An 11,327-nucleotide genomic window follows, 5' to 3' on the forward strand; every position below is an offset into this window, starting at 1 on the left:
GGAATCAGCCGATGAAAGATGGCAGAAAAGCATACTCACAAAATGTGTCCAGCTATTAATTCCCTTGTGATGTTTATCGGATTGATATTGTTGAACCAATTTGTTGAAAATATTGCGATTTACTAGTCCTAATATTTGAGAAAATACATTTATATTTACCACTGCTGTTGGTTAGTTTCTAGAATACAAAATCGTAATCTAATTATATAAATACAAATCTAAAGGACGCTTCTGAAAAGATTTTGTGTTGTTGAAACCCGAGAAATTAATTACCTTCCTAAGTATGAAATATATTCGCCTGTAGTATTTTCATAGTTTCCATCAGCTCTAGTACCCATAACAGCTTTCGGCATTCCGAGCTATATTATAGCCGAGTTCTAAAATTTTTCTAATATAGAAATGATTACTCTTTAATAAACTAAAATGAATTTGAAGAACATTTATCTTCATCTATACCAATATTTAAACTAACCTTCTTTGATCCGAAAAAGCGCCTCAAAAAGTGTTTTCCATTCTTGAGCAATATGGTCAATTTGTAGTCTTTTAATATTATTTCGGGCATTCGCTCCCAAGCGCATACGCTCCTTATCATCTTCAATAAGAAAACAGATTCTATCTGCTAACATAGAAATATTTCCATTTTCAACCAATAAACCATCTTCACCATCATCGATAATATCACGAGGACCACAAGGACAGGCAAAAGCAACTGCAGGCACACCGTAAGCCATTGTCTCAACCAAAACCATCGGAAAGCCTTCATACCGGGAGGATAAAGCAAATATTGAACTTTCCTTATATTTCTGTCCTATATCTGCACTGCCACCTTCAAGAAAACAAGAATCTGTCAGTCCAAGATGATTTATCATCTTCTGAAGATTTTCTACTTCACCACCCCCATAAATACGAAGTATCCAATCAGGATGCCGCATGTGTACTAGGCTCCATGCTTCAATAAGCTTGTCGAATCCTTTTTGATGGGTAATTCGTCCCACAGCAAGAACCTGCTTATTTGTTAATGGGCTTGCTTCATCGGGATAAAAAGATAACGGATTATGGATTACGCTCACATTATCCAAAGCTGTCCAATGACCAGCATCCTCATAACTGAGCACGACAAAAGCGTTAAGTCGTCTTAAATTTTTCAGAAGCTGTTGCAGCCATATATTTGAAATAATACGCTGTAAAAAAACTGGAAACCTATTGTCTGTAAACTGCCTGTAGAATAATTTATTGAAATGTAACTCACCAACCTTCAAACTCCCATCATCGATATCGTTAATAAAATTGATGTCCCGTCGTAGTAAAGAAACTGTAATATCTGGTTTAATATGTTTTAACTTCTCAGCTAAGCGTTTTTTAAATAACCGCTGCTTTTTAAAATAAATAAATGTTCTTTGAAGGAGCGGAAGCGTAAAAATACCATCGAAATTAATATCTAGATGGTGAATATTCACACGTGGATCTAAAGGATAGTAAGGATCTTTACCTTTACCATCCGTCAAAAAAATATGAATTTCGTATCCAAAATTATTTACAAAATAATTTACTTTAGCCGTAAGTACCCGTTCCATGCCACTGGGATAAAATAGTGCTGGAACAACATAAGCTAGGGTAAGTTTATTTTTCATATACTGTAGTTAATAGGGTTTGTCTATAGGTCTATAGTAGGCTCTCAAATAAGCTTCTCCACTGGGGGGCAATATGCTCCATCTGGTATCGCTCACTATTAAGGCGTGCCTTAGCGCCCATACGCTTTCTTAATCCATCATCCTCAATCAACACGCAAATATTTTCTGCCAATTCCCTTATATTGCCATTTTCAACCAACAAGCCGTCTTCGCCGTGACGGATAATTTCGCTTGGCCCACAGGGGCAATCGAAAGCTACTGCTGGCACACCACAGGACATTGCTTCAACCAGGACCATACCAAACCCTTCATACCTTGAAGACAAGACAAAAATGGAACTTTCACAATATTTTTCCTCAATGTCGACAGTAGTATCCTCTAATTTACAGTTCTCACCTATAGCTAAACGATCAATTTGTTTCTGCAGATTTTCCCTCATGCCTTCACCATATATTTTCAATTCCCAATCTGGATGTTTTTTAACAACAAAAGACCAAGCAGCAATCAGTAAATCAAATCCTTTTTGCGGTGCAAAACGTCCTACCGCTATCACCCGCTTTGCCTGACAATCGGCTTGCTGTGTGGGATTTATGACCGAAGGATTGGGAATAACGTGCAGATTATTCAATTCTGGCCAAAAGCCTTTCTCTTGCTCGGTGAGAAAAACTAACGCATCCATCTGTCTTAACTTATTAATCATCTGACGTTCTTTGATTCGGTTTACCCAATCCAGCATGGCCGAAACAGGATTTCCCAGCGAAGGATTATAAAACTTTTTCGTCACATGAAATTCTGCCAATTTAACGCTGCTATCTTTCAAAAGAGGAAGGAAATTAATCTCCCTTCGAATTGTCGAAATTACAATATCGGGTCTTTCCTGCTGGAGAACATGGATAAACTTCTTTTTAAAAGAAAAATAACGCCCTGGAAATCGTAATGCTTTCATCAAAGGTGACTGATGAAAAGGATAGTCTATTACCACATCGAGATCAATATGTCTTACATTCTGAGAAAGCGGAAAATAACTAGGCAGCCCCCGTTGTTCAGAGGTGAGTATGATGACCTCCGTATCTGGAAAATTTGAAGCAAAATAATTAGCTTTAAATACAATAATCCTTTCAAGGCCCCCTGAGGCATATAAAGAAGGTAGATAGTATAAAATTTTCATGGTTTTATACTAGTTTTACAATTATTTGACTCTGATAAAGCCCCTCTTCCTTGGTAACAATACTATCGCCTCCTACTACTTCATTCACATATTTCGATGCAATATTAACTTTCCGCTTGGCTCCCAATAGATACCATTCATATTCAATATCTACATGCCCCACGTCAATAGCCTGATACCCCAATCGACATAAATCATAAGCCAATACCGTAGCTGTAGGTCCCAAAGCTATCAAAATCAATTTATTTTTGTCTAATTTTAAAGCCTCCTGCAGTATATCATCGTACTGATCAAAAGCACTAGTTGACTTACACAATATACGTTGCATCTGCTGTACATTATTAAAAAGATCATTACCTACACCTAATCTACTTTTTTCTCCTTCAATAAAAACAATTTCACGTCCCTCCCATATGCTTTTAAGCTTTATAAACCAGTCTTTAGCAAGTGATTTGTCCTGAAAATCCATATAGGGTCTTGTCATAAACGTGTTTCCATATTTTTTTCCCTTTTGTAAATACCTATCCCATAAGTAGCCATACAGATAGAAATGGGCATTCCAAAAACGTCGAGCTCGTCTGTTATAGCGGTCCGTCTTATCAAATGCATCAGAGAGACAAACAATATGATTTGGCAAATTACTTTGCAGCACCTCAGCCAACCTTGCAGAAAGTTTGGAATCTGTTTTTTGAAAACCTATACCCTTACTTCCTATAAGCAAAACCTCCCCGTCACCAAATCGGCTTACTGATGCACCAGTGCTAACAATATTATCTACTGTTTGATCGATTGACATAATCTGCGGTATTATCTGTTGCTTTTTCCCGAAAAACGAAAGAAAATTATACCATTCAATAATAATATTATATTTTATTCTGGTTTTAAGTTTAGAAAAAAATAATATCATAGCTTAATATTTAATACGTCAATTACTTTTCTCATCTGACACGTCCATGAGAGCGTTCGGACATCTTCCCTAATAACAATTGGTTCGAATTGCCTCTTGCTACAGAAAGCAATGATTGCTGAAATATCTATAGGAGATTCATCTGCTGGAGCCTTTAAGGTATAAGGTTTCCCCTCAAAATCCTCATCAATCTCCGAATAAATAAATGGAATACCACGTGCAGCATACTCCCTATTTTTTAATGTACGAATATAAGTAATCCCACTTCTGTGACGGCCAAGACTACCTATTGCAAAACTAGTATGATCAAAAACTTGATCTAAATTTTCACCCGATAAGGCACCATAATACTTAACATAGTAATCCAATTTGCATGAAGTAACCAACTCACGAAATTCGCGTTCTTCATCCGAATTATTAAAATGTCCCACTAAATGAAAATACACTTTTAACTTTGGATTCTCACTATAGTAATTTGCCAACCCTAAAATTAATCGGTCATAACCATGCCAATAATGGATTTCGGCAACCCCTAGCAAATGTAGCTCGCCTATTTTGGGCGAAAGTGGGCTTCGCAAAGGCAAGGCGTCGAAGTCCACACCATTTGAAATACGAATCGTCTGCTGCCCAAATATTTTTTCATTTGGAGCAAAGGTCACTATTGCGTCCAAATGTGAAGCAAATAACCTTCGAAAGATCCGATCTGGCCATTGTACAATACGATCTCGAAAACGGATATATTCTTGGTCATATGGAAAAGTGGGAATTTCCATAACCACACGAGCACCATCTGCTCGGAATTGTTTGATCATACCTATAGTAAAGGGATCAGCATTGTGGTAAGAGCGTATATAGACTAGTGAAAACTTTTGTTTTTTGACATAATCCGTTAAACAGGAAAAATCACAACGCTTTTTAATCTTGGCCATAAAGCCTCGACCTAAATCAGCTAGAATTTCATCATCGACTATCCATACGCAATGACCATCGGGTAGAACATCATAGTAGCATAATTGTACATCCGCACCGCACTGTTCTAAACCACGTACTTGAGCCCAAATCTTTTTGCTAATACCATTATGCTTATCAAATCCATGAAACACCAAAAATAACACCTTCCCTTTCATCGTTCTCTTAAGCTTTATTAAACATCAATTTCTACGTTAACAATTTATTTTTTTCGAAAAATATCTATATACTCCTTGTAACCGCCATACCATACGAATAGTCCCAGGCCGAATGCAAATAAAGCACCATTGATTATAAGACGATAGAACACCCCATCAGGCAAAAGATACTTTGATACGGCATAAAACAGTCCAGCGAAAAATACACTAAACAATACGGGCTTAACCAATATCGCAAAAAATCGCCAGAGAAGATCATGAAATATCAAAGCATACATAATCCAGTAGGTAACAAAAAAATTTATACTAAATGTCACGGTCAAACAAACGGCCACAGCAACTACAGATTGATAATAAAATATCCCAAATAAGATACCCGAAACATTCAATATTGCAGATGTCAACCCACACACAAAAAGACGACGTGTGTCACCTGAAGCTTGAAAAATTGATCCCGAAGATGAAAGCACGAGCTGTATACCTACAGTAAGACTTAATATCCGAAATACAGGAATTGCAGGGCTCCATGTGTTACCAAAAAGAAAAAAAATCAAATCACTAGCTGAAAAATATAAGAAGACAGTAAGTGGAAATCCAATTAGGGCCAACAAACGTACTAACTTTTCATTTGCATCCCTGAGTTGTTTTCGATCCTGCTTATGGATACTCAAAATAGGATGAATCACAGGTGTGATTACCTGTGTGATATTCTGCAGTGGCAAGGACATCAGCTGATAAGCTTTATCATAGTAACCTAGCCAATTCATACCAAGATATCTACCAATTAGAATAGTGTCGGCATTACGACTAAAATAGTTAATAATATTAAATAGAAATTGAAATGTGGAATACTTAAAAACGTGACCAAGTGTCCCCAAAGTAAAACGAAACTTGAAACGAAGTGGAAAATAGGCATAGGATAGGCCAAAAATAAGTATGCTCGATAGCACAGGATTGATCAACAATGCATATACCCCTGCACCATAATAAGCTGCTGTAACAGATAACATACCACCCAAAACCTGAATACCAAAACTACGAATGGCTATAAATTTAAACATACGCTCTCTATAAAACAGAGCATTGGGCACAACGGAAATCGCATAAAAAAATAAGCTAACCGACAAAATCTGGATAACCATATCCAACAAAGGTTGCTCGTAGTAAGCCGCAATGTAAGATGAACCGAAGAATAATACGAGCGCAAGCAAAAAGCCAATGTAACAGGAAACGGAAAATAAAATATTCAGGTCTTTTTTTTCTAATTCCCGATACTGTACTACAGCTGGAAACAAACCAATGTCAGCAATAAGATTGAGAAAAGTAATGGTTACCATAGCAATTGCCACTACGCCAAATTGCTCAGGCAACAACAATCGTGCTAGCACAGCAGATACCGCAAGTGAAACCACTAAATTAGAATACTTAGCTATAGCAGTGAAAAACACACCCGAAAAAATCTCCTGCTGCGTACTCTTCATGACTTTGATATTTCTTGCTTGAATAATAAAACCAAGAAAGTCTTAAGTTGAATGTAAGTCGTCCACTCACGTAAACAGGCGAAAAATACCCAAAGACGATCCCTTCTTGTCAGTGTATGCGCTTGCCAGATCGCTGCATTCAGCATTTGAGATACGTAATAATTAACCACGTTTTGATGTTGTTTATATTTGGCCGCATAGGACAACATACCGCGAGCTACCGCAAAATAACTCGTCAGGTTACGCAAACCGTATGTTGTTGTCATAATAGAATTGGAACGTATACGTCTCAAAAAAAAACTTTCTGGAATATAGCAAACGCGCTTGGCATTAAGGAACAATAGCGCGGTGAAGAGCTGATCTTCATGAATAATACCTCTTTCAAAGCGAAGTTGACAAGATTCTAAAAATTTAAGCCTTGTAAAAATAAGGCATGCTGAAGAAAAAAACTCATCTTGATGTATAAGCTGCTCAAAAGTAGCATCACCTTGCATCAGACGATAAGGTGGAAAAGACTTTCGTGTATAATTAAATCGTTGTAAAACACGCGGATCTTGGATTTCATCACTAAAAACCTCTGCATCAAAAAAAGCGAAATCAAGACTTTTTTCATCACATACACCAGCACACTGCGACAGGGCATCCGCACGTAATATATCGTCGCTATCCATAAAATAGATATAAACCCCTTTGGCTGCAGAAATCCCGGTATTACGTGCTCCTGAAAGACCCTGATTCTTTTGATTAATAACCCGCAATCGCGTATCTCGTCTTACCCAATCTTCTAATATAGCTAAACTGCCATCCGTAGATCCATCATTAACCAAAATCAATTCCCAATCCTCTAGGTCTTGTTGAACAATACTCTGTATAGCCCGTCCAACATACTCTTGAGTGTTGAATACTGGCATGACCACACTTACTTTAGGTTGCCTCACTTCTAATCCATTTGTCTTGCTCATGATCCCATTTTTTTATTACACGGGCAGGATTACCCCCCACAACAGTATAAGCAGGAACATCCTTGGTCACGATAGCACCAGCTGCAACAACAGAATGCTGACCAATTGATATACCAGACAATATCACAGCGTTTGCACCGATCCATACGTCATTAGCAATTTGAACAGGATTAACCTTTACACCCTGGTCAGCTATATTTTTGGTAATATCCTCATAGTTGTGATTCAAACCCGAAATCAATACATGCTGTGCAATATTTACATAATCCCCAATCACCACCGGGCCAATCACAGTATTGCTTATGCCAATTCTAGAGTATGCCCCGATCATTATATCTCCTACCGCATTATTGAGCACCGAAAAGGATTCAATTACTGTATGTGAACCTATAATACATTGGTTAAAGGGAACTAGATCTCTTCGTACACTTCTATAGATGACTGATCTTTTACCCCTTTTCACATAGATAAATTGAAACATACGTACATACCACCGAGGACGAGTACGTATTGGATCCATTAATAAACCATGGACAATTTTTTTCAGCCAGGGTGATGACTTAATTTTTCTTTTCAAGTACATTTGTAAGGTCGTATTTGTAATTATAATTCGCCTTTTATCAATTAATATTGTCTTCCTTTTGTTTCTTTATTCCATGTGTGGTATGAATAAAAACTGTTCTTCCTGAACGAAAGTATAGAATACTCCTGAGCATTGCAAAAAACAAACGGGGTAGTGAAAAAATAGCGTATAAAAGCTCTTTGGTGAATAGTCGAGCGGGAATTGCTAATGCTAATGCAAGCATATACAAGGTAAACAAAATAATCCACTTGAAAGATGAAACCACAGGAGAGAACATCGAAAGAATCATAAATAACGGAATAAGACCGAGCATTATGATTCTAGGTGGCATAGACCACTGGAATATTTTATCTATCAGTGGCCAATTGCCTTCAGCAATTGCAACACCAAACTTTTTAATTGCTAACTTAAAAGCATCGATCTGTGATGCAATCCAACGCCGACGTTGATTTGAAAAATCGCCTGTATTTTGAATTTTCTCATCCAGCACATACACATCTTCTAAATATACCGTATGTATACGATCGAGCAACAAATAATACTCTAAAAGTTTGTCTTCACCTGTAGAGTCAATGTCCTGAACACGTTTATTAAACCAATTAAATTCAAAGGCCATACCCGATCCGATAAGCGCGGAGGGAAGACCAAGTTGAACATGCCCCCTGCGAAATATGGAATTATTGATTTCTTCACTAACGCCATCCAACAAGGCTGTAGTTGTCACAATTTCCTTTGCAACGCGATGAGTTTGCGCAGAAATTATTCCACTAGCAAATACATTATTTAGCTGATCTAAAAATGTGGAGCTAGCCAAATTATCGGCATCCATAATAACAACAGCATCAAAATTACTACTATCCAGTTTGGACATCGCAAGTCGTAGTGCAGCTGCTTTGGATCGCTTGAGATAATTGGGATGCAATATCAAAGCGCCTAAATCGCTAAGCTGCGCATCCGTTTGGGGATCCATCTGATCCGATATTACAATGATTTTATAACATGCAGAAGGATATTGCTGATTTTTGAAATGAAGCACACTTTGTACGATCACATTATCTTCACGATAGGCGGGAAACAAAACAGCAAAACGTGTCTTTCGTTCCGCCTTGGGATAAGTGAATGTCATTTTTCTTTTGGAAGCAAGTGCAAAGAGCAAGACATAAGCTACCCATAGAGAAAAGACTGTAAATAAAATAATATCCAAATACCAATACAGTAGAGCCATATCTCTTATCGCTTAAAGTTTAAAATCCAAATATAAGCAGAAAAGAGCCCTTTGAGATACGACTTGATATGTTCGTTTTGGGCTTTAATAATGTAACGGCTAAGTGATTTAATTGAAACCACAAACGTCAGATAAATCAAGGCCAGCCATCTTACAACACCTTTACGTTGTCGATACGCAAATATTAATCGATTACGTGTCAAATAAAAGGTTTTAAAAGGAGAATCTATACCTGTGGAAACGCTCTCTAGGTGAACAATAGAGGCCTTTGGAAAATAAAAGAGTTTATAGGATTTTGTAATGCTACAAGACCAATCGAGTTCCTCATAGTAGAGAAAATAATGGCTTGGCATCCCTCCAACTTTATCAACAACCGCTTTGGGTACAAACATCGCTGCCCCATGAAAATAAGGGATTTCTCTAATTTGATCAAATTGTCCTTGATCATACATCTTATATCCTATTTGCTTATTTCTAATGCTTAATCGGCTCAAGGGGGTACTTCCAGCGAATTGTATTAAGCCTGCGGGTTCTTTATAGAGTAGCTTAGGTGAGAGTCCACCAACCTCTGGTCTATCCGCACAAAATGCCATCATAGCTTTTAGATGTTTCTCCGCATTAGCTGGCAACAATGTGTCATTATTCAGGAAATAAAAATATTTCCCTTTAGCAAGATTGATACCTACGTTATTGCCACCAGCAAAACCAAGATTATGAAGTTGATAACCGCCCTTAATATTGGGAAACATCGTCTTTAGAGCATCATACTCATTCTGGGTAGAACCATTATCGATAACGATTACTTCAAAAGGAAATTCGAAGGCTTGCTTGAATATCGTTTCTAGCAAATTAGCAGTATGCTGAATTCCATTAAAATTTACTGTAATAAATGATATTTTAATGGATCTCTCTTCCATGATTTTTATTTCGCTCTAAATAGGGACAAATCATCGCAATAGCCATCAAGATATAGATTGTCTGTCCAGTAGGAAATTGATGCAATACTTCATTACCGTAACCCGCGACAGCCATACCAGCAATACCAGCGGCAGCTGCTGTACAAATGGCACGGACTTCAGGATCCTTCAATTTAAACCAAACATAATAAAAACATATGGCCAAACAGCTAAACCAAACCAGAAGATAGATTGTCAAACCTATTACTCCTGTTTCTACCCATATAAATACCAATGAAGTGTCCGTGGGTAGTCCATGCAAGAGATCCCCTTCTTCACTATGTTTGGCAGTGCCGATCCCCAAACCAATGGGATAGTCTCCCATAAACTCTTTCATCTTTTGCTGATTCTCCTGACGGACAATAAATGATGCATCCTCTGTAAACTGAAATGCCGTACGCATACGTCTGATATCAGCATTGCTACTTCCAATTGTTGTAAAAGCAAAGAAACAATACATCACCAGTAACACAAATCCTCCAAATATCATCAATTGCCAACGCTTTAGCAAAAGAATATAAAATGCATAGCCTGCAAAGGGAATTGCAATTGCAGATCTGGTTCCCGAAATAAACATACCATACATCGTGGAAATAGCTACAATGATAAAAAACACCTTTACCAGACGTACTTTTTCATAGAACGACAAAATAGAAAAGACCACCATAGCCATCCCCATATGACATCCAAAGTTGGCTGCATCGGTAAAAAAGGAAAAAAAACGGATTCCACTGTAGATAACATGCGTATGGGCACCCAGGGTATATAACCAAATCGTTTCATTGGTATCGAATCCAATATATTTTTGTCCAATCGCTTTTAATGCTGCAAATAAGGCCAACGAACCCCAGAAAAGCAAAAAGTATCGAACTTTATTGTAGTCTGTAAAGATGTAGTACACCAAAAACTGAAACAAACAAATATAAAGTGCTATGCTACGTATTGTCACTACCCAATTGCTAAGTGATCCATCTGGATTAAAAATCTGCACCAGACAATATACCGTCCAACACATTGATATCAGAAAGAATACAGGCAGTTTAAATGTTGGATTATAATTCCTGTAATTATGATTAATAGCGATGACAATAAAATTGAACAGAATCACAATATCAACGATGATCCCAGCTGGCAAGGGGAATCGAATATATCGCATGGCCCCCATGATAAAAAAACATACTGTAAACAGGAACAGGAAGCTTATGTATGGATGCTTTAAACAAATAATTAGGAAGCAAATAATAAATGGCAACATTGCAAAACCTAATGCAGGTATTAATCCAGCAG

The 11,327-nt window shown here is 37.4% G+C and carries 11 protein-coding genes; all 11 read right to left on the reverse strand.

The window, feature by feature from the left end:
* Positions 1-162: DUF4372 domain-containing protein (locus GOQ16_RS18130; RefSeq protein ID WP_160068654.1), on the reverse strand; the 162-nt coding region annotated here is incomplete at its 3' end.
* Between the two features lie 305 nt (positions 163-467).
* Positions 468-1,631, reverse strand: coding sequence for a glycosyltransferase family 4 protein (locus GOQ16_RS07105; protein WP_160068655.1), 1,164 nt, complete (start codon positions 1,629-1,631; stop codon positions 468-470).
* A gap of 31 nt (positions 1,632-1,662) precedes the next feature.
* Positions 1,663-2,799 carry a glycosyltransferase family 4 protein gene (locus GOQ16_RS07110; RefSeq protein ID WP_160068656.1) on the reverse strand — a complete coding sequence of 379 codons (1,137 nt, stop codon included), beginning with the start codon at positions 2,797-2,799 and terminating at the stop codon, positions 1,663-1,665.
* A 4-nt stretch (positions 2,800-2,803) separates the two neighbouring features.
* Positions 2,804-3,595, reverse strand: coding sequence for an SP_1767 family glycosyltransferase (locus tag GOQ16_RS07115; protein WP_204987442.1), 792 nt, complete (start codon positions 3,593-3,595; stop codon positions 2,804-2,806).
* A 107-nt stretch (positions 3,596-3,702) separates the two neighbouring features.
* The gene (locus GOQ16_RS07120; RefSeq protein ID WP_160068658.1) at positions 3,703-4,833 is read right to left on the reverse strand and encodes a glycosyltransferase family protein; all 1,131 of its coding nucleotides are present in this window, start codon (positions 4,831-4,833) and stop codon (positions 3,703-3,705) included.
* Positions 4,834-4,877: 44 nt separating this feature from the next.
* Positions 4,878-6,314, reverse strand: coding sequence for a lipopolysaccharide biosynthesis protein (locus GOQ16_RS07125; RefSeq protein WP_160068659.1), 1,437 nt, complete (start codon positions 6,312-6,314; stop codon positions 4,878-4,880).
* Entirely contained in the window at positions 6,311-7,276 is a 966-nt protein-coding gene (locus GOQ16_RS07130) for a glycosyltransferase (protein WP_160068660.1), read from the reverse strand. Before GOQ16_RS07130 ends, GOQ16_RS07125 begins: the two co-directional genes overlap by 4 nt.
* Entirely contained in the window at positions 7,239-7,796 is a 558-nt protein-coding gene (locus tag GOQ16_RS18090) for an acyltransferase (protein WP_317163802.1), read from the reverse strand. Before GOQ16_RS18090 ends, GOQ16_RS07130 begins: the two co-directional genes overlap by 38 nt.
* A 100-nt stretch (positions 7,797-7,896) precedes the next feature.
* Positions 7,897-9,084: a glycosyltransferase family 2 protein gene (locus GOQ16_RS07140; RefSeq protein WP_160068662.1), complete on the reverse strand. Its 1,188-nt coding sequence runs from the start codon at positions 9,082-9,084 to the stop codon at positions 7,897-7,899.
* Between the two features lie 5 nt (positions 9,085-9,089).
* Entirely contained in the window at positions 9,090-10,001 is a 912-nt protein-coding gene (locus GOQ16_RS07145) for a glycosyltransferase family 2 protein (RefSeq protein WP_160068663.1), read from the reverse strand.
* Positions 9,982-11,196, reverse strand: coding sequence for an O-antigen ligase family protein (locus GOQ16_RS07150; RefSeq protein ID WP_160068664.1), 1,215 nt, complete (start codon positions 11,194-11,196; stop codon positions 9,982-9,984). The genes GOQ16_RS07145 and GOQ16_RS07150 overlap by 20 nt, the downstream gene beginning before the upstream one ends.
* Positions 11,197-11,327 lie beyond the last annotated feature (131 nt).

The organism is Sphingobacterium bovisgrunnientis (genome assembly GCF_009829085.1).
Lineage (GTDB): Bacteria > Bacteroidota > Bacteroidia > Sphingobacteriales > Sphingobacteriaceae > Sphingobacterium > Sphingobacterium bovisgrunnientis.